Source organism: Synechococcus sp. MU1611 (genome assembly GCF_020514255.1).
Lineage (GTDB): Bacteria > Cyanobacteriota > Cyanobacteriia > PCC-6307 > Cyanobiaceae > Parasynechococcus.
This window is the reverse complement of the sequence record NZ_VTLC01000001.1, coordinates 585459-604882: the sequence shown is the minus strand read 5'-3', so window position 1 is coordinate 604882 and position 19424 is coordinate 585459. Positions and strand designations below refer to the sequence as shown.

Annotated in this window: 22 protein-coding genes; 7 read left to right on the top strand and 15 right to left on the bottom strand. The window is 55.1% G+C overall.

Translation table 11 applies throughout. From position 1 onward, the window contains the following. Positions 1-68: 68 nt before the first annotated feature. Positions 69-575, bottom strand: a complete 507-nt coding sequence (locus FZZ92_RS03605; protein WP_226397670.1) for a hypothetical protein — start codon at positions 573-575, stop codon at positions 69-71. A gap of 231 nt (positions 576-806) precedes the next feature. Between FZZ92_RS03605 and FZZ92_RS03600 the strand changes: the two genes are divergently transcribed. Together FZZ92_RS03600 and FZZ92_RS03595 are read left to right on the top strand one after the other, a co-directional pair. Next, the gene (locus tag FZZ92_RS03600; protein ID WP_226422591.1) at positions 807-1106 is read left to right on the top strand and encodes a hypothetical protein; all 300 of its coding nucleotides are present in this window, start codon (positions 807-809) and stop codon (positions 1104-1106) included. Positions 1107-1378: 272 nt separating this feature from the next. Continuing rightward, positions 1379-1606, top strand: a complete 228-nt coding sequence (locus FZZ92_RS03595) for a hypothetical protein (RefSeq protein ID WP_226397668.1) — start codon at positions 1379-1381, stop codon at positions 1604-1606. A gap of 80 nt (positions 1607-1686) precedes the next feature. Here FZZ92_RS03595 and FZZ92_RS03590 read toward each other — a convergent pair whose 3' ends face one another. Beyond that, a complete protein-coding gene (locus tag FZZ92_RS03590; protein ID WP_226397667.1) occupies positions 1687-1875 on the bottom strand; it encodes a hypothetical protein in 189 nt (62 codons plus the stop codon). Positions 1876-1986: 111 nt separating this feature from the next. Here FZZ92_RS03590 and FZZ92_RS03585 point away from each other — a divergent pair, with 111 nt between their 5' ends. After that, positions 1987-2151: a hypothetical protein gene (locus FZZ92_RS03585; RefSeq protein WP_226422590.1), complete on the top strand. Its 165-nt coding sequence runs from the start codon at positions 1987-1989 to the stop codon at positions 2149-2151. A gap of 2650 nt (positions 2152-4801) precedes the next feature. Here the strand turns inward: FZZ92_RS03585 and FZZ92_RS03580 are convergent. After that, a complete protein-coding gene (locus tag FZZ92_RS03580; protein WP_226422589.1) occupies positions 4802-5557 on the bottom strand; it encodes a hypothetical protein in 756 nt (251 codons plus the stop codon). 38 nt (positions 5558-5595) lie between these two features. On the opposite strand from FZZ92_RS03580, the gene FZZ92_RS03575 reads away from it, so the two are divergent. From FZZ92_RS03575 to FZZ92_RS03565, 3 genes are read left to right on the top strand one after another with little or no spacing between them, the layout of a single operon-like run. Next, positions 5596-6333 carry a DUF475 domain-containing protein gene (locus FZZ92_RS03575; RefSeq protein ID WP_226397664.1) on the top strand — a complete coding sequence of 246 codons (738 nt, stop codon included), beginning with the start codon at positions 5596-5598 and terminating at the stop codon, positions 6331-6333. Next, on the top strand, positions 6323-6661 hold the full coding sequence (locus FZZ92_RS03570) for a DUF6464 family protein (RefSeq protein ID WP_115023158.1): 339 nt from the start codon (positions 6323-6325) through the stop codon (positions 6659-6661). The genes FZZ92_RS03575 and FZZ92_RS03570 overlap by 11 nt, the downstream gene beginning before the upstream one ends. Positions 6662-6664: 3 nt before the next feature. Next, a complete protein-coding gene (locus FZZ92_RS03565; protein ID WP_226422588.1) occupies positions 6665-7315 on the top strand; it encodes a hypothetical protein in 651 nt (216 codons plus the stop codon). Between the two features lies 1 nt (position 7316). Here the strand turns inward: FZZ92_RS03565 and fmt are convergent, their stop codons facing one another. The 11 genes from fmt to FZZ92_RS03510 all read right to left on the bottom strand — a co-directional run bounded on the left by fmt (position 7317) and on the right by FZZ92_RS03510 (position 17287). Next, positions 7317-8333 (bottom strand): methionyl-tRNA formyltransferase, encoded by a 1017-nt coding sequence (fmt, locus tag FZZ92_RS03560; RefSeq protein ID WP_226422587.1) that lies wholly within the window; start codon positions 8331-8333, stop codon positions 7317-7319. A gap of 2 nt (positions 8334-8335) precedes the next feature. Beyond that, a complete protein-coding gene (locus tag FZZ92_RS03555) occupies positions 8336-9703 on the bottom strand; it encodes a TldD/PmbA family protein (RefSeq protein WP_226397661.1) in 1368 nt (455 codons plus the stop codon). Positions 9704-9705: 2 nt separating this feature from the next. Beyond that, the gene (locus FZZ92_RS03550; protein ID WP_226422586.1) at positions 9706-11115 is read right to left on the bottom strand and encodes a TldD/PmbA family protein; all 1410 of its coding nucleotides are present in this window, start codon (positions 11113-11115) and stop codon (positions 9706-9708) included. 31 nt (positions 11116-11146) lie between these two features. Beyond that, entirely contained in the window at positions 11147-12217 is a 1071-nt protein-coding gene (acsF, locus tag FZZ92_RS03545; RefSeq protein WP_226407095.1) for a magnesium-protoporphyrin IX monomethyl ester (oxidative) cyclase, read from the bottom strand. Between the two features lie 66 nt (positions 12218-12283). Then, positions 12284-12721, bottom strand: a complete 438-nt coding sequence (locus FZZ92_RS03540; RefSeq protein ID WP_226422585.1) for a DUF2996 domain-containing protein — start codon at positions 12719-12721, stop codon at positions 12284-12286. A gap of 45 nt (positions 12722-12766) precedes the next feature. After that, complete coding sequence (locus tag FZZ92_RS03535) at positions 12767-13240, bottom strand: hypothetical protein (RefSeq protein WP_226422584.1); 474 nt, start codon at positions 13238-13240, stop codon at positions 12767-12769. Next, entirely contained in the window at positions 13237-13845 is a 609-nt protein-coding gene (locus FZZ92_RS03530) for a flavin prenyltransferase UbiX (RefSeq protein WP_226397657.1), read from the bottom strand. Before FZZ92_RS03530 ends, FZZ92_RS03535 begins: the two co-directional genes overlap by 4 nt. 3 nt (positions 13846-13848) lie before the next feature. Continuing rightward, positions 13849-16170, bottom strand: coding sequence for an RNB domain-containing ribonuclease (locus tag FZZ92_RS03525; protein WP_226422583.1), 2322 nt, complete (start codon positions 16168-16170; stop codon positions 13849-13851). 100 nt (positions 16171-16270) lie between these two features. Beyond that, complete coding sequence (locus FZZ92_RS03520) at positions 16271-16588, bottom strand: TMEM165/GDT1 family protein (RefSeq protein ID WP_226397655.1); 318 nt, start codon at positions 16586-16588, stop codon at positions 16271-16273. A gap of 2 nt (positions 16589-16590) precedes the next feature. Continuing rightward, complete coding sequence (locus tag FZZ92_RS03515; protein WP_226397654.1) at positions 16591-16923, bottom strand: TMEM165/GDT1 family protein; 333 nt, start codon at positions 16921-16923, stop codon at positions 16591-16593. After that, complete coding sequence (locus FZZ92_RS03510) at positions 16913-17287, bottom strand: YkgJ family cysteine cluster protein (protein WP_226397653.1); 375 nt, start codon at positions 17285-17287, stop codon at positions 16913-16915. Before FZZ92_RS03510 ends, FZZ92_RS03515 begins: the two co-directional genes overlap by 11 nt. Before the next feature lie 108 nt (positions 17288-17395). On the opposite strand from FZZ92_RS03510, the gene psb30 reads away from it, so the two are divergent. Continuing rightward, positions 17396-17503, top strand: coding sequence for a photosystem II reaction center protein Ycf12/Psb30 (psb30, locus tag FZZ92_RS03505; RefSeq protein WP_115023138.1), 108 nt, complete (start codon positions 17396-17398; stop codon positions 17501-17503). 10 nt (positions 17504-17513) lie between these two features. Here the strand turns inward: psb30 and recJ are convergent, their stop codons facing one another. After that, a complete protein-coding gene (recJ, locus tag FZZ92_RS03500; RefSeq protein WP_226422582.1) occupies positions 17514-19412 on the bottom strand; it encodes a single-stranded-DNA-specific exonuclease RecJ in 1899 nt (632 codons plus the stop codon). Positions 19413-19424 lie beyond the last annotated feature (12 nt).

The window sequence follows — 19424 nt, the reverse complement described above, 5'->3', positions numbered from 1 at the left end:
GAGAAACCGCGAGGCAGCGCTGGACGAAGCTTCGGAGCTCTGGCTTGAGTCCAGAGGTTCGATTTAGCTCAAGACAACCAGCAAGCGTCGACTGAGAAGGTCAGAACGTCATGGGCATCACGATCATGAGCCTTTGTAATCGCAATGCAGGCCAATTGGCCCTCGTCAAAGCAGGATTTCGACTTGAGCACAAATTTTGCGGCGTCACTGTGGGACCAAACCGCTAAGCCCTGTTGTTGTGTTTCATCGTTGTAAATGTCCCAAAGATCAGCGAACCGTTCTGCTTCTGAACCATGCATAAACTCATCAAGAGCTTCATCTGCACCAACCTCACGGAACCGCTCAAGAAATGAGCGCATCAATGGATCGTCGATGACGTTGCTTGTGGCTATCGCACCAGTAATGCCCCGAACAGATGTTCGGACGATTCGATGCGGTTTGGTACGGGCGTCGATGATGACGATAGGGCACTGCAGATCCCAAGCACTTCGATTCTTGAGTTCGCGCCCTGCTTCGGACATATCGTCCCGAAGCGCACTGATCAACTGCCGGACAAGATGGTCGTGGTCTTCCATGATTTACTGTATCGTCAAGTACTCCTTGAAACATGAATAAGGTAACGATTGAAAACATTGAGATCCTGAATGAAGACTTAGGGCCGAACATGAATTGACAAACTACTTCCAAAAGTGACTGCTGATACAGCTCTTGGCACTGATCACAACGAAAAGATTGTGATCAGCTTCATTGCAGCCTCGCAATAGCCTGCCATCACTGATTATCAGCTCCTTCGATTGTATTCCAATATGCGTGCTTCAGTTGGATTCAGACTCACCTTCTCGAATGTTATTGTTTTATCACTGATGTTGTTCAGTGATCAATCACTGGTCCATGCTGGACCCTGCCAAAGTTATGAAGCAGCTTACAATCTAGAGGTAAAATTGCGTGAAGGCTTTTCGTTAGAGCAAGCAAAAGAAAGTGTTATCGAGCAGGATTACTCAGATGGTTCTGCTGCATGTTTTTCGAAAATCAAGCAAGAAATTAAACAAATGCCTTACGCTTTTCCCCTCGTTCATCGCGCTCTGTATAAGACAACTCGTCGATAATGTCTCCTAGGCTTAAGCGCCCATCTTCATGTCCTGAATCAGATTCAATCAGTCAACAGAAAATGGTTAAAACAGTCCTGATCACTAGCCACGAAGATTTAAGGCATATGTGCTCTTATGCTTCGATCTTAAGTAGAGACAAAGCAATGAACGAACCACTTTAAATATTCTCTGCTGATGAGTTGCTTGCGAGGTGCTGAACGGGATTTGTTTTAGTCAACGCATGAGGTACAATAAGACCACACGTTGTAAAGACCATTACAGAGTCGACAGTGCCAAAAACGATTGACCAGAAATCCAAGCACCTCGAGAAGGCTGCCGAGTTCTATCTTCGGGCTAAAGAGTTGATTGAAGTGAATGAAGACTGGCAGTCTTGCGGGTCTATGATTCTCAAGGCTCTTGCTGAAGAAAGAAAGTCTGAAAATACCGGTCTTCAGGTTATGAACGTTATTAAGTATCAAAAACCCAAGACCAAGCTTGAGTTTAGCTTCCGCAGTTGACATCTTCTTTCCAACAGCTTTGTTGCGAGGAGCTTCCTCGGTAACTACATCCTAAAGACACTGCTTGCGATAGAACTTCTTCAGTGCCAGATCTGATCACTGAAGCTGGCTTCTGCCAAAGCACGAAAAACTTCTTGCTTTTTTTCCAAAAGGAACTGCTGTTCTGCAGGGTCACCGCCACGCCAGTACGTCAGGGCATCACATGTGGTTTTGTATTCCAATCGCAATGCGGTGAGGTCATAGGAGAAGTGCGCAATCGCATGATCCATAGGACTCAAGCTTTTTTATATGTTACAGAAGGAGTCAAATGCTTGACGTATCAACTGATGCCGTCGTAACGGGGCGCTTTGATGTAGGTTTGTCTTGGTTGTCGATCCGCCTTGACGCTTCCGCTTCACCAGCAATTTGAAAAGCAGAAATTTGCTGCGGCAATTGAATCAGCTTCCGATCTTGATGAGATCAAAGGAGTCCCTGCCATGCTGCTGAATCTTTATTACCAGCAGTTCTCCGCAACGATCGATATTGCTGAAGGAAAATTGGGCTGAGATTTCATGTACCGACAGGTTTTTCCTGTCTTCAGTCGTAGTCCTGACATGTAATATCGAATCAAGTAATGCTATTCAACATGCAAACTTTGCATGTTTTTATTGAGTCTCTCTTGTGGATCAGAAATACCTCTTGAGTTCGTCAAAGATAAGCTTCATATTTATGGTATGAATTCAAGCTCTGTGTTGTAGGCCACTGACAGGGGCCACAGACAGAAGCCACAGACAGGGGCCATCTCCCCCTTCAGGAACGAAGCAGGGGAAATGGCCGGAATGCGCAGAGTTTTAGACGATTCACTCTGCCGCAATCGGCATGGACGCCGTATCTGTCCCTGCCGAAAACCTGTTTTAAGTCAGTGAATTGGAACCTTCCTGAGTCCAATTGCTTGTTTTAAGTTGACGTAGCCTTGGTATTTGAGTGATCCAAGAGTGTGCTTGTCCAGAAGCATGTCGTTTTACATAAATCTCAGTAGAGGACTGACTTAGTGACGGCTTGAGCTGTTGTTTCGCTGAATCGCCGAGGCTCTATTAAGACAAGCAATGGCTTGCTCGCGCGCTTTAGCGCTACTACAAAGCGTTGCAGCGCAGCGGGTTGCCGACAAGCAGAGCTAGGCCTTCAACCTGTTTTGCAGTTGGTTTTGCGTTGATTGGCTGTGAAGACGCAATAAAAAACCCAGGCTTTGAGCGTTGGCCTGGGTCTGGGGTGGTTGAAACCTCTTAGTTTTAAAACCGCTCTGCATGTATTTCGTGAGCGATGGCTGAGAGTTCAGCTTTCGAATTTGATGCGGCTTTGGCCGAGAAACAGTGCATGTTGTGTGACCGACGGTGATGCATCACCGGAGCGATTCGGCCACCTGAGTAGCTTGATCGCCCAGGCAGTGTCTTGCGATACACCACCAAATTTCTTAAGGAAGAATGGACTTGACCTCGGTCGAAGCCGAGGCCAAATCGCTGCTCTCGTCGGGCATCGCTCTGCCCGGCTTTCGGGTCCATCTAGCGACCCGACGACTCGATGATGGGCCGAAAAGTGCGTGGGTGTAGTGCCGCAGTGAGCACTTTCCCGAGATCCACAAAATGTCGGCTTGTTCCGAGATTTATGATAGGCCTAGTTGGTATAGGCGTGCCAATGCTGCCGCTTATTTACCACGTCAACTGGATCTCTCCTCCGTGAGCCCCTGGAAGGAGACACTCCCTGACTTGTTCCGAGGTTCGTAGTAGGGGCCCCATTCGACGGGTCTGCGGCCTGTCCACCAGGTCCCATTCCTTACGCAGCGACCATTCCCTGCGAAGTGATAACCAATGGCACACACGTAGTGATCATGCTTGTGCTGTTGCTTGCAATAGCCAGCGCCAAGAGCTGGTCCTGTCTGAATCCAATGCCCCCCCCGAACCGCAATTTTGAGCGGCATGGGCAGGCTGAGCTCCGATTGAAACAGCTTGAACGGCTGCCGAGGCGGCCACGAATGCTGAACGTCGTCCAAGCATGAGGCTGGAATCAATTGTTCCCACCCTGCTCAGGTCTAACTCTCTTGCCAGTGACCAAACCAAGCCTGATCCAGCTTCTAGCTGAGTGAACACCTGTGCGATGCCAGCAGACCAACGCTTGACCCGTCGATCGGACCGTTCGTGATGAAGATCATCGCCCCAGTCACTGTCGATCAGTGCAGATAGGTATGGCGTTCACTCCGCAGATAACGACACCCACAACGGATGACGGAGGACGTCATCGACGTTGTTGGAGTAGATCGTCGAGGTCCACGTTGCGTGTTGGGTAGCGGTCATTACCGTCTGCTTCACGTCGGCGACACAGGGACGAACCAATCGTGGTTCATAAGCGTGCTTCTGTGTGATCTCGGAGGCTGATGAGTCAATTGTTTCGATGCGCTGAGCGTCGGTTTCCCCAGCAGCCTGTCGGTCCCTGTAAGTCGCTGTCGCTACACCTCCTAATCAATAAGTGCATCTATTGCGTCGCTATGTGTTAATCGTATGCTTTAAGTAAAGCCTGTGACTTGGCGGCTTTTTTCTGCTTCTCAAACAGAGTGCAATATCAGATGTCTATGCGTGCGAAGAAATTGGGGAGTTTCATCAAAGCGGCTTAGGAGAATTTAATCTTTAATCAAAACGTTGTTTGAACTTTGCTTTCATTCATTGGTCAGCCTGTTCATGCGGATTACGCATACTCCTCGCCAATGTTCTCTAAAAATGACTCTTGCCAGTCATTATTTGATGGTCAGGAGCACGTTGTCCTGAAAGCCGGGTAGAGCGAGGCCCGACGAGAAGTGTTGAACCGTCTAATTTCCCGTGTGGATTGGGCGGTTGCTTCTTTTGAGCTCATCGGCTGCCTAGACCGCTTCGCTGCTGCCAGTGCGTACGAACTAATGTCTTCGTGGCGTCGGCCGATAGTTTCGTTGTCAGGCTTCATTGTCTACAGCAAAAATTAGTATCCAATTCTTGTCTGTGAAAGCAGGAATGATGGACATCCGCGCCGATCTTTTCACCCACAGCGTTCCAAGCAGTTAGGGCTAAGCCGGGTGATCCACATCAACAGCGTGGAGTTCATAGCAACGTTCTACCCATGCCCAACACCGGTGCAGCAGAAGACCCTCAAAAGTCAGTCATAGGTAGCAGTCGAAGGCTGACAACTCGGTAATTACGATGACTTGAGTGTCTGCTCCTCCAAGAGCATGTTGAATTGAAGCAGCTGTTCATCACTGAGCTGTTGTCGACTTGTCGAGCCGAGATGTTGTTGAAGAAATGCACGGGCCTGATCTGAGTTCCAGCCAAGCTGCTTCAACATCGAATCTCCCTGGTTCAGCAAGTCTCCACGGCGGATTGGCGCCGGGGCGGTGGAGGCATCATCGTTAGCTTGAATCAACTTGAGCTGTCGCAAATAGGCCACCAAATCGGCGTAGCGCGTGAGTTTGTGGCGGCTGCCAAGGCCAAATGCTCGCGTGAGGTACGCCTGCTCTTGCTCTCGCGTCCAACCGATGCGTCTGATTTCGAGGTCGATGGCGGTGAGCTCGTCGCTCCAATCGTCAGGATCCGTCGGTGTTTCCGAAGGTGGATCTTGGGTGTTGGAAATCTGTGGAGCGGCAGAGGGGGCAGGAGCAACAGGCTCTTGCGCCTCAATCTTCCGTGGCCGCTCTACTGCAACATCCTCTACCGCGAGATGGTCTGCTGCCTTTGAGCTTGAGTTGTCTTGGGGACTGACAGCAACCTGTTCCAGCCGTTGTGGAGGACTGATCTGAAGCCTGGTGTTGAGACGTTGTAACGCCCTTTCCTCAGCTTCTTCAGCCGTGGTTGCTTCGCCTAGGGCGCTGCCCAAAACAGCCCCGTCAGTTGATGCCTCAACCCTCACGATGCATCGGAGGGTATCGACGTGACACAGCTCGGCCCGGATCTGCATCGCAATGGAACAGCGCTTGCACTTTCTAGGCTGCCGCCATGGACATCACTTCGCTCCCCTCGCTTTCGGATTTCTTTGAAGGTGCCGACCAATGGGGAGAGATTTTTGCTCTACTCCCTGTGCTGGTGCTCCTGGAGCTGATCCTTTCGGCTGACAATGCCGTTGCTCTTGCTGCCATTGCCCGTAGCAGTCGTCAGCCAGAGCAAGAGCGACTGGCGCTCAACCTGGGTATTGGCATGGCTCTGGTGTTGCGAATCGCCCTGATCGTTGTCGCCCAATGGGTTTTGCAAAATACGTGGGTTCAGCTCTTCGCCGCTGCGTATCTCGTTTGGCTTGTGGTGGATCACTTCAAAAGCCGGTCGGACGATTCGGCCTCTGCTTCGGATGCCAATGGATCTGATCGCAGTGAACGTCCCTTTCTCAAGACCGTTCTGCTTCTGGCCTTCACTGATCTTGCCTTCTCCATCGACAGTGTCGCCGCAGCGGTGGCAATCAGTGATCAAATCCTGCTGATCAGTGCAGGAGCCTTTATCGGGATCGTGGCTTTGCGCTTCACGTCCGCCCTATTCATTCGCTGGCTTGACCTGTACCCGCGCCTTGAAACAGCTGGTTTCCTTGCCGTTGCTTTCGTTGCCTTTAGGTTGATCGTTCACGTCATCGTTCCAGACTTGAATCAACCCGATTGGTTAACGCTTCTGGTTGTGTTGGTTTTGTTTGCTTGGGGAATGTCAATTCGAACCAGTGATCTCGATCAAGACGAAAGCCATGCTTGTTGAGCTTCGCCACGTCAGTGGTGATTATTTAATCAACCGCGTTGATCTTGCAGACCCACCACACCCTGGACGATGGCTCGTCGTCAAGGATGAATCATTCCTAGTGATGCAACGTCGCCACCGCTACGCCCTACGCAACGGGCGCTATGTCATGGCGTCAGTAGCCTTAATGGTCAAACCTCAGTCTCGGCCTGCTGATGCAACGCCCTGGCGACACGGCTGGGTCATCGGCGACCCAAACTGTCGTTTCAATGCCCGCAGCCCTTTGTTGCGCTGTGCTGTATGGCCCGAGGGACCCTGTGAAAGCTGCAGTCATCATGAACTTCGTTGACCAATGAACGCTGAATGGCTCACTGGGCGTCTCTGCGCTGGTCATGGTGTCGCTTCCGGAACAAGCAACGAATCTCCTTATCCGGATGGAACGATTCGAATGCAAACTCCTGTATTCATGGCATTGGGTCTCGACCTAACTAACTGTTACTTCGGCACGTTGAATGTTGACTTTTCACCCCTAGAAGTTTCACTTTCGAATCCAGATCACCTGTTCGAGAAAGTTCGGTGGACAGAGCTCCATCCTCCTGAAACGTTCTCGTTCTGGAGTGTGCAAATCAAGGCACGAGAAGCTGAGGTTGTCGGGGGATGGATTTATTACCCCCATCCCGAAACAAAACAACGCCACTGGCAACCTCCAACAACATTGGAGCTGATCGCACCTCGATTGACTGGCGTGAATGAAGGCTGCACAATTCATCTTCACGATGAACGCAGACGTATCAAACTCGTGAACACGATTCGGCTTCGTGCACGGTTGCTTGAATTTCTCAAATTTAGAGTTCTTGCGTCTCAGCAAACATTCTTTGAGGCCGACAGCCTTGTGAAACGGCAGCAATGGCTCTCCAGCATGTTCCCCGAAGCCCTTCAACTTTCCGAACAGGATCTTGATCAGGTCTGGACTCAAGCGCGTTCGTTGTACACGGAATCCTGAATCAATCCACGTCGAAGCGATCTCCTTTTGTTGCCTTGAGTTGCTGCAATAAAACTGGCGCTGTGCTGCGTGCCTTCCCTTCCAGCTGAGCTTCGCGAATCAAAAGAGGACAGCCGGAACTGCTGACCACCAGGCCCTGATCCTCAAGCACCGCCAGGATTGTCCCTGGTGCATGTCCACCGGTGGACCATTGGCCCACAAGTTGGCGGCTGTTTGTGCTGAGTTGATCCTTCAACCGTTCGATCAACGGTTCACAGCGCAACACTTTCAGCCGTTTGCCTTGCCAATGGGTGAAGGCTCCGGGATAGAGCCCCATCACTTTGCGGTGAATGCTTAGAGCAGGGGCTGACCAATCCAACCTGAAATCCTGCTTCTCCAGCATGCGTGCATAGCTCGACTCCTCTGCCTGAGCACGCACCTTCAGCCTTGCCAATCTCTCTTGCTCTCGTCCTGGACCTGCCGCTTCAATCAATGGCATGGCCTGCACCATCAGCTCTGCAGTGAGGGAACTCAGACGTTCAGCCAGATCGATGGAGGTATCCAGCAACTGGATCGGAATCCTCTGCTCGAGGAGCACAGGTCCGGTGTCGAGTCCTTCTTCCATGGCCATGATCCCCACACCTGTTTCCTCGTCACCCTCAAGCAGGGCCCATTGAATTGGACCAGCACCCCGCCAGCGGGGCAGAAGTGATCCGTGACCGTTCCAGCAACCCAGGGGAGGTTGCTGCAAAACATCCTTGGGGAGAATTTGTCCGAAGGCGACCACCACTGAGGCATCGGCTCCGAGAGCAGCAAGTTCCTCCTTGCAATCTTCATCCCCTCGGATCCGTACCGGTGTGAACACCGGAAGTGACAGCTGTTCAGCCCTCGCTTTCACCGGTGATGGAACCAGTTGCTTCCCGCGACCACGCCGCCGATCCGGCTGTGTCACGACTCCCACAATCGTGTGACCAGCCTTATGCAAGGCATCAAGGGTGGGCACCGCATAGGCCGGTGTTCCCCAGAACAGAATCCTCAACGTCAGGCTTCGCCGGTGATGGACAAACCATCCACCCAAACGTGAGGGCTCACGCCGCGGTGGGTCAATTCGGCTTCAGATTCAAGGTGGGCAATACCGTTGAGAACAGTGCGGATGTCACCAGCAACCGTTGCAGCTTCAACCGAAACCCTTTCGCCGTTCTTGACCAACCAACCATCAAACGGCAGAGAGAAGGATCCCTGGGTGGCCTTGACACCGGCATGCAGTGCAGAAAGATCTTCGATCAAAACGAATGGCCCGGATTCTGTGCGGTGATTCAGGCTGCTGCCGCTCATCACCTCTGGATCGGAGCCGACCACGAACCAGTCCGGACCTACCGAGACCTTGGCTCCGAGGCCCGCGTGGCCGGTGGGCTCAACGCCGAATGCTCGTGCCGTGGCTTCAGAGTGGAGGAAGTTCTTCAGTGTTCCTCCTTCAATCAAGGAAAGACGACGGGTTGGCGTACCTTCGCCATCGAAGGCGGCGGCACTGATATGGCCAGGATGAAGTCCGTCATCGTGCAGATTCAAGAACGGAACTGCCACGTTGGAACCGATCGAATCACGCTGGCTCAGGCTCACACCGTCGAGCACCGAACGAGCATTGAACATGCTGCTAAAGGCACCAAGCAGGGAAAGAAAAGCCTCCGGTGTAAAGCAGACCCGGTAACTGCCGGTGTCGATAGGCCGATAGTCGAGATGACTGATTGTTCGCTCAACCGCTTCGCTGATGCAGCCTTGAACATCGAGTTCGCTGCTGCCGAGCCCAAGACGAACGGCTCCTCCACTTCGCGGCTTGCGGCCGGCCTCTTCGGCTCGGGCAAAAAGATAGAGGCTGGCTTGGGTGCGCTCCATCTGGCGCAGAGCCCCATCACTGTTCAGATAGAGGCTCTGGGATAGAGATTCCGCCAGGCCGTTGTAAGGCACAGTTTCAATGGCCCGGTGGCGGCTCAAGAGGTCTGCTTCTGCGTCCCGAAGCGTGTCCAGCAGAGGGAGGATTCCCTGGCGGGGTTGCAGTGGTCGATCCAGTTCTGGCAGTGGTGCCGTGGCCAGAGGTGAAAACTGAGGAATTTCGTCGGGGTTGCCAAAACGACTGGCCGCATGAGCCCCGACCAGAGCTTGCTCTAGCCCTCCATCAGAGAGGTCGGTGGTGCTGGTGATGCCGACCAGGCCATCGCTGTTCCAGACGCGAACTGTGATGGAACTCCGCTGTGATGCTTTGAGTTGCTTAGCTTCACCCCGGTCAACCTGAACAGAGCAATCGTCGCTGCATGCAGCACCGAGGTCCCAACAGCGAATCCCTTCTCGCGAGGCGAGAGTCTGGAGTCGATCTCGTAGATGTGTGGCGTTGAGGCTGTTGTTACTGGTCATCCTCAGCGGCCCCCAACTGTGATCGAGTCAACCTTGATGTGGGGTTGTCCGACGGTGACAAACACACTGCCGCTTACGGAACCACAGAACCCTGCAGCCAGTTCAAGGTCATTGGCACACATCGAAATCCGTGGCATGACCTCTTTGGCATCACCAATCAGCGTTGCTCCTTTGACGGGTTTGGTGAGTTTGCCGTTCTCAATCAGATAGCCCTCTTCAACGGAGAAGTTGAACTGGCCAGTCGGACCAACGCTCCCGCCTCCCATGGCCTTGCAATAAAGACCCCTATCCACGGATTCAATCAGTTGTTCAGGCGAATGGGATCCAGCATCGATAAAGGTGTTTCGCATCCGGCTGGCAGCTGCAAACGCATGGCTCTGACGTCGACCGCTACCCGTGCGTTTGTGGCCGGTGCGCAGTTCACCAGCACGGTCACTGATGAAGCGCTGCAGCACACCGTCTTTGATCAAGACAGTGCGCTCAGGTTCCATGCCCTCATCGTCCATGGACAAAGAACCGAAGGATCCACCACTCAAGCCTTCGTCGATTGCGGTGACGGCCGGGTGAGCAATGAGTTCACCCACACGGTCAGCGAATGGGGTTGTGCCGCGTTCGATCTGAGTTGTTTCGAGAAGGTGTCCACAGGCCTCGTGGAAGATCACACCGCCGAAGCGATTGGCTAGCACAGCTGGCATTTGTCCAGCATCCACGTAATCGGCACGCAACATCGTGCCGGCACTGTTGCAGACCTCTGCTGCACTGGATTCGGAATCCCAGTCACGCAGGTCGTCTGGTCGATCGGAACTGCCGTAGCGGCGGCCAATGCTGGATCGGTGATCTCCGTCGGCAGCCAGGACTGATAAGCCCGACGACTGATGCAATCGAATGTCTCTCGCGAAGGTTCCGTCTGATGCAGCGACCAGGACTTCCTGCCAATCGCGGGCGTAACTGCCGCGGCGAACCTGTAGGTGCTGGCCCAAGCGCTCGAGATGAGCAGTTCCCTGCAGCAGGCATTGGCTGGCTTGATCCAGGGAAGGGCAGCGATCAAGCCAATCCGCCTTCGCCAAGCCGTGGTCCGTCAGGGCCTTCAATCCTTCAAAACCTGCGGACCTGCTGAGGTCTTGGGGCTCAAGTCCCAGCATGGCCAGGGCCTGGTCAAGAGCACGCTTCAGTCCCGCTTCGCTGAGGTCATTGGTGCTGACAAAGCCATCGCGTCCTTCACGGAACACCCGCAGTCCTGCCCCACGAGCAAAGGATGGATTGACACTGGTGATCCGATCCTGTTCAGCGAGCAAACCGATGTGATCTGTTCGCTCGAGGAATACTTCCACCAGATCGGCTCCTGCAGCACTGCCGCGATGCAAGAGGGACTCCATAAGTCCGCGCCACTGATTGGAAAAGGCGTTGGTCAAGGAAACTCCTGAATTTGGCTGGGGAATACCCTCAGCGCACGGCTGGTTGAAAACGCTCGCTGTCGATCGCTGGCATCAGAAATAGCTTTGCCATTTCGGCACCATTACCGATCCAGAACGGCAGCTTCCGCAGCAACTTGACGGGAGCAATGGAATCGCTGGCGTCGGCCTGCTCCAAGGCATTGTTGTTGGCAACAAGGCGCTCAAGGCGAGTCCAGAACTTTTCGTTCTTGACGTCGAGGACGACGGGGAAGACGCGAGCAGATGTCTCGTTGGTTTTCTCAATCACCATTTTGTCGTAGGTGCGCGCATCAAGGCCAAGGGCCTCGTAGAACTCCTTGCGGGCAACGTCACGCACGTACATGGTTGCGAATACCGCCAGAAGGAAGAAGCGACACCAAAGTTTGGCGATCGGACCGCGGACCGTATCGGGTTGTGCCTTCATGAGAGCATCGAAGAAATCGCCGTGGCGGTTTTCGTCCTGACACCAGTTCTCGAAGAAGTTAAAGATCGGGAAAATCTTGCTGTCGGGATTCTTTTCGAGATGCCTAAAAATGGCGATGTAGCGCCAGTAGCCGATTTTTTCAGAGAGATATGTCGCGTAAAAAATGAACTTTGGCTTGAAAAAGGTGTAATCCTTGTTGGCGGTGAGAAAACCAAGATCAAGTTGCATGCCGAAGTCGCTCATTGACTTGTTGAGGAAGCCTGCATGACGAGCTTCATCACGAGCCATGTGAGCAAAACACTCAGCAAGAAGAGGATTTTTGGCCTTAATCCGACGACTCAGTTCCTTATAAAGAAGGAATCCTGAAAATTCAGAAGTGCAGCTTTGCTCCAGGAATTCGATGAAGACCTTGCGGGTCTCCGGGTCGAGCTTGTCTGCGGCTCCCTCAAATTCCTCGTTGCGAACAAAGTGATGACGGTTGTAATCCTTCCTGAATTCTTCGCAGATGGCTTCTAGTTCAGCCTCGTTTGGCTGAAGATCCATCGCCGCCATCGCCTCAAAATCGGTGGTGTAGAAGCGTGGGGTGAGGATTGTGTCCTTGACAGGATCCTTGATGGCTACAGCGCTGCCTTCGGCCACGGTGGTGGGAGGGACCATCAGTTGCGTTTCACGATCCTGCCAATGTAGGCGTGTCAGGACGACCCCCGAGCTCAAAACGACCGGTTAGTTACCTCCCAACCACTTTTGGCCGTTGAGGCGTTGCAACAGGCGAGAGACCAAAAGGGGCAGAGACATCCGCTTTTCGTCGATCAGGAAGCTTTCCAACAGGGTGGGGTCACTGCCGGGGTCAGCCAAGGCAATCACCTTTGTGCTGTTGATATCTGCCTTGGAGAAGCAGAGCCAGAAGCGGCGTCCACCAGGGAGTTCGCCGATGACCATTGGGCAATCCCCTCCAACCACGGGACGCTGACCATCCACGCGCTCCAGTCGTTCTGCTGTGATGTTGTGATCAGCCAGTTGTTTGGCGACGGCCGGCACAAACAGCGAGTCGATGAACTCTGGGAAGGGTTTGTCCTCCGGTTTTGGAGGCTTTGCTTTCGCCGCAGGCTTGGCAGGGGTCTCTTGACCTGAAGGCTCCTTCTCGACAGGGATTTCGCTCACCGATCCAGGGTTACTGCGGCAACTGTAAGCAGCCTGGTGCGTTGCTTACCAGTTCGCTTCAGGATCATCCCCCCAGTCGCTGTACTGCTGTGAGGGAGGTGGTACGGCGGAGGCTTGTGGATGCCGGGGCTCAGACGAAGGGCGCTGAATCACGCGATAAGCCACAGAAACCGTGGGAGCCGGTTCGCGCACATCCCTTTCAGGGCCAGGGTTTGTAGTGGATCTGCGGGCCGAATCGTTGACGGCTGATTCCGTCTCTTGGACGTTGGGATGAACAGGGGAATAGCGCTTTCGACTGAGAGGACGTTGCGCTGGCAACATCAGGAACACTGTGAGTGCTGCACCTGCAGCGCCACCACCGGCAGCGAGCGCTGTCCACGCACCCAGGGGCATGGCTGGGGTCGTCCAAACCAGCAAGCGAAGCCGAGTCTTGTCTCCGACATTGGTCGCAGAAAAGGCGAGCAACGCCAGTAGAGGAGCCAGGCAGGGGATCAGCAGTAGCCGCTGAAACGTGCTCATTCCAGTGGACCGCTCCAGCGATTCAACGGAGCAAGATCATCTTCCAGCCCATCGAATAGGCGCACCACAAGAAAATCCACCATCTCGTTCAACGACTCTGGCCGGGTGTACCAAGCCGGAATGGGAGCGGCAATGGTTGCTCCTGCTTCCGCCAGACCAGTGAGGTTGCGGAGGTGAATCAGGTTGAAGGGCATCTCCCGTGGAGCGATCACCAGTGGACGGCGCTCCTTGAGGTGAACATCCGCACAGCGCTCGATCAGATCAGCGGCAATTCCGGCGTGGATCCGTCCAACGGTTCCCATGCTGCAAGGAACGATCACCATCGCCCGTGTCCGGTAGCTGCCACTCGCGATGCAGGCGGCTTGATCATTCCAGCGATGGCATCTCAAATCTCCGCTTTCCACCCCAAGCCTGTCTCTCCAGAACTCGCTTTGCTTCAGGGGATCCACGGGAATGGACAGCCCCTGTTCGGCACGGAAGACCTCATGGGCGCCGTGGCTGAGAACGAGATGGACAGAGCGCCCTCGCTGTAGAAGCAACTGCAGGGCACGCTCGGCAAGGGGTTGTGCCGACGCACCGGTGACGGCCAGAACGTAGGGATGCATCACTCAGCGCTCGCTGAGGGAAACAGGCAGCGGCTCAGACGGTTCAAGCTCGGTGGAGACTTCATCGCCCTGACTGATGACCTCGAGATCGATCTGGTTGCGTAGAACATCAACATTGATCACACGCACCTGAACTTGATCGCCGAGTTGATAGGTCTGACGGTTCTTGCGACCGACCAAACGATTCTGTCGTGATCTGTATTCGTACCAGTCATCGTTGAGGGAGCTCACATGAACCAGGCCCTCAACCCGACTCTCGCCCACTTCAACGAAGAAGCCATAACTCTGAACACCACTGATACGGCCTTCCACCTGCTCGCCGATCAGCGGTTGTGCTGATCGGGCCTGGATCATCGACAGCAGATCTTTTTCAAGCTCCAGCACCTGCCGGCGACACGAATTGAGCCGCTGCACCGTGCGGTCGTTGACCAACCCATTCAATTTGTCGTCCTGGGATGCCGTGAACAAGGGCCAAGTCAGATCAGCGCCTGCTCCCTTGCTGCCAAGCTTCAAACGCGTCTTGTGACGCACGGTCGGACGATCTTTGGCGTCCGTCAACAGTGCAACGAGCATCTGTTGATTGACAAGGTGTCCGTAATGCTGTGTGGCACAGGTCCAAGGGGTGAGTGATGCGTCATGGCTGGCTGGATCACCTCCCTCTGCTGGGGAAGGCTCCTGCTCTGCATGGGACGTCTCCGTGGACGCCGCAAAATTGAGTGGAGGGAGCGCGTGACTGAGCTGTTGTTCAAGCACCCGTCGTTGGCTGCTGTCTTTGAACACCTGGATCAGCTCAGACGCTGACGGACAACCCTCGTCATCGAGTTCAAGGGGGAGGTCCAAGGCGATGGCCGTCTTGGCAACATCGGTCAAGACGTTGCCATCGGGTTCCTCAGCCTGAATGCTGATCCCGGGCAATTGGAGATCAATCCGGTGTGCAGTCCAGGCACGATCGGCACACCTCAGCAGAGGTTGGAGGAATGCATGGGGATCCTCCGGGTTGAAGGCGTCAACCCAGCGATGACGAAGACCGGATGGATCCGCACTGCGTAGATCACCAAGCGCCTCCAGCTGGGGTGGGCGAAGGTCCAGTTGCACAGCACCGAGGCTGCGCTCGTAGTCCAGCAGGAGAGTGCTGCAGAAACGCAAGGTCTCCAGTTGAGCCAACTGATCTTTGATGGGCTTAAGTGGCGCCGGAATGCTTCGAGCCTTTGGTTTGCGTTCCGCCAGAGCGATCAATTGATCAGGGCTCACTTCGGCTGTGGGGCGAACCGTGCTGAGCATGAACTCCCAGTCGCAGAGTTCACCATTGGCTCCGATGTCCAGTCGCACGCTGATGGCCTCGACATCTGTGCCGGTGGAGAAGCTCGTCGCTTTGTGAAGCGCGGGTGTTAGCAGGGGGTGCCAGACCTCACCAAGGCAAAGCGCTTCACCGCGATCTCGCAGACAAACATCGAGGCTGCTGCCTAATCCGATTCGCTCGCCCACGCTGGGCACGTGGATCCAGAGACGGCATCCGCCATCCTTGGCTTCAACATGCACTGCCGGCAAGCCCGGTGCATCCTCCTGCTTCCAGCCTTTGAGAAGGAGGCAGGGTTGTCCGGTCAGATCGACACGGCCCTTCGCCGCAGGAGTTTTGCCAGAACTACGGGGTGCCGCAGGACGATCTTGAAGCCCAGCCTTGGTCAATAAGAGGTCACGATCCGCTGCAGGGCCGCCGTTGAGCGGGAGAGAGCGCACCACACGACCGGCAGCAGCGTTTTGGGCCACGGGATAGCGGTCAATGTGCACCTCGACAACGCTTGAGATCTCGTCTCCAGGTAGATGCTCGGAATCCTCCGGTGGCAGTTCGATGCCAGCCAGCACCCTGTCATCAAGGGGGGATGCCAGTAACTGCTCGCCCTGTTGCTCCACCTGGGCCAGCAGAGAGCGGGTTGCACGCTCAAGGATGCACTGAACGCCGCCTTCAGGAGAGCGTCGTCGTCCGCCCTCGCGCGTTACACGCACCAACACGCGATCACCATTCCAAGCATGGTTGAGCTGATGATCCCGGATGTAGATGTCCTCACCACCGTCATCACGAATGGCGAAGCAGAACCCTTTGCTACTGCACCTCAGTCGGGCATCAATCAGATCATTTTCAAGTGGGCGCTTGAGTCCACCCTCGTTTGATCGTTCAACGACCCCGAGCTTCACCAGTGATGCGATTGCAAGCTCCAGCGACGCTTGATCCGTCTTATTGAGCTTCAGGATCTTGGCCAGCTGGTCTTGTTCAGAAGGATGCTCTGTGGAGAGCTGATCCAGTAGATCGGCAACCGTGAATTTCATCGTGGCGTACGCAGGAACCGACCATCAGGACCGGGAGAGAAGGAAGGGGTGGCCGACGCCGAACAGCTGGCCGTGCTGAGTCAACCCTTCAAACTTCACTTTAAGGCTCTGAAGTCTGATCCCCGTCTGAGGAGTTTTCAGCATCGCTGAACAGAGGCAGCAGCAAGCGACCACCAATCACGAGAAAACCGATGGAAGCAACCAACTGGAGAAGGTCGCTGGGAATCACTGTGGCGACGGATCCTCCTGCAAAGGCTCCAAGAAAGCTCGCGAGAACAAGCGCTGATGATGATCCAAGAAACACCGCCAGGGGGCGATTTGAAGTGCCGCTGATGGCGACGGTGGCGAGTTGGGTCTTGTCACCGAGTTCGGCCAAGAACACGGTCAAGAAGGTGGAAATCAGAAGGGGAAAATCCATCGTCAACTTGCAGCACTAAGCCATAAAGATCGGGCGGCTTGCAGGCCCAGCCAGATGCCAAGGGCCACCATCAACACTCCAGCCATCAGCTCCAGTCGCTCAGGAGGAAGCGTTTTGGCCAACCATTGACCCACGAGGACCCCCACAAGGCTGGACGCAATCAAAGCCAGCGCGGCACCGATGAACACCAACACCGGTGAGCCGGACTGGGCGGAGAGCAGCAGCGTCGCCAGCTGCGTCTTGTCACCCAGTTCAGCTACAAAAACGGTTGTGAAGGTGCTGAACAGCACGGCAGCGAAGCTCCGCGACTCGCTGCTTGTTTGCTCACTGGTCAACAGGACCTCCCGCTATCTGCGCGCGGTTGAACCTACGCATCACGCCACTGCGGCCGCCATAGGTGCTGCGGATCTGCTGGTTGCAACAGGCAATGGCGAAGCCGTCGAGTGCATCATCTGGAACGTGAAACAACCGCCCCAGCTCGCTGACGCGGCAGAAATCAGGACGCTCGTCGTAGATCCTGCAGCGCTGCCTGCCCGTGTCGTAATTGATGCACCAGCCATCTGCCCCCACCATGGCCAGATAGGTGCGCTGTTGATCTTCGCTCAAAGCCGCTAGAGCATCAGCACGTTCCTCTGGAGCGAGTCGACAACAGGCACCGCAGTGCTTGATGCAGGTCCACTGAAGCTTCTCTCTGGTCATCGCTGAGGCTGTGACAAGCCATCACAGAGAGAGGAACGAATTCGTCGATCTCGGGACAGAGCCCCGTAGCCTGGGAGGTGAAAAGATTTCGGACAGCGCTGCATCGTCATGGGCTTTGACATTCACCTGATCGCCAACTTTGCCGCCCTGGCGTTGATCACCATTGCCGGCCCCGCTGTCATCTTCATCCTCTTCTACCGCCGCGGCGCGCTCTGATCGCCTCTGCTTAGGGACGAAGCCCCAATCCAAGACAGGCTTCTTCCATCAACTGAACGACACGTGTATCCCTCGCCAAGTCGTCGTCACTGGTGAGGGATTTTTCTTGTTCAATCTTTGCCTGCAAGGTTTTCCCATCACCATTGGTGAGCGTGAGACCTGACATTTCGGTCCAGCAAGCTGTGTACTGACGGGTCCCGCGGTCGATCAGCACTAGCTCCGTATGGGCTCGAATTGCTTTGAGCTCCAGTTGAAGACGCTGTTCGCCCTGCCAACGGTTGATCGAAATGCTGTAAGCCACGTCACAGGATTCGGGTACGACCGCCGATGGATCCCATCGCCAGGCAATGGCTCGGCGCTCGCTGTCTCCCTGGCGGAGCCTGAGGGCTAGGTGTCCTCCTTTGAGGTCACGGCGCTCCTCAACGGTGACGCCCCGTGACCAGAACAACGGTTTCGGATGACCGATTCCAAAGGGAGCCAAGGATTGCAAATGCCGCCAGAGCTCCCAGTTCACGTCGTCTAAATGCAGCAGAGCATCGGGTTGCACGGGTCGGCCGAGGGCCTGGGTCATCAGCCAACCATCCGCCTGTTCGCAGAGGCGTTCATGCAGGGCATGCACATGCTCCGCTTTCACGGTGAACCCACCGGCGGCGGGATGGCCTCCAAAACGGGACAACAGATCACTGCAACTGGAGAGGGCCTCATCCACAGCAAATCCGACGGGCCCACGCACCGAAGCCCGTAAACAGCCATCACCATCGCCGGCAAGGAGAGCGGTGGGTCGGTGATATCGCTCCATCAGACGCGCAGCAACAATGCCAATCACCCCGTGATGCCAGTGGCTTTGCGCCAATAAAAGAAATGACGGGAGAGCATCACTTGTCTCCGCTTCCACGAGGGCCACGGCCTCCGCTTCAATCGCATCGCACAGATCGCGCCGCTGGCGGTTGAAATCATCACAACGTCGCGCCAGCGCCATGGCCGAATGAGAGTCTTCCGCTGTGAGTAGATCCACAACGAGCTTCGGTTCTCCTAAGCGACCAACGGCATTGATGCGTGGTGCAAGTTGAAAGCCGATGTCTTCGGCCGTTAGCGGACGTTCCCCGAGACCAGCTAGACGTTGCAGCGCTTGTAATCCCCTGCACTCGGAACGATGCAGATGATTCAGTCCCTCCAGCAACCAGCTGCGGTTGGCGCCTACCAAGGGGGCCATATCGGCCACAGTTCCAATGCAGAACAGATCCCGAGCCACGCGGATGGCCTCAGGTTTGTTCAGGGCTTCGGCCACGGCATGGGCAAGCACATAAGCCAGTCCAACCCCAGCCAGACCCCGATAAGGAGAGCCGTCCGGTGTAGTCGCTGGGTGAATCAGGGCGGCCATGGGCGGCCGTTTCGCCGGGATGGTGTGGTGATCAGTCACGATCACTTGCATCTTCAAGCTGGCGGCGAGATCGAGTGCTTCCCTTGCGGCAACACCGTTATCGACGGTGACCAAAAGTCGCACTCCGTCGTCATAGAGCCGCTGAACCATGGCTGGGTTGAGGCCGTATCCCTCATCCATCCGTGACGGAATCGCTGGCTCTGGATCGGCGCCAAGCGGGCCCAAAGCTCTCAAAAGGAGAGCTGTGCTGGTCATTCCATCGGCATCGTAATCGCCACAGATGGCCACGCGTTCACTGGCACGGCAAGCCTTAACCAAGCGCGCACAGGCTTGGTCGAGATCAGGGAAGTGATCGCTGGTGGGCGGCAGATCACTAGGTGAGAGGAACGTTTCCGCCTCGGATCGTGACGTGAAGCCCCTGCGACGCAGAACACACCGCAACGCCAGCGGTAAATCAAGCCCCAGCAATGGCGATGGTTCCACTACAGCCGGAAGGGACCAGGACCAGTGGAGGGGGACAGCCGGCAAGGGAACTCAACA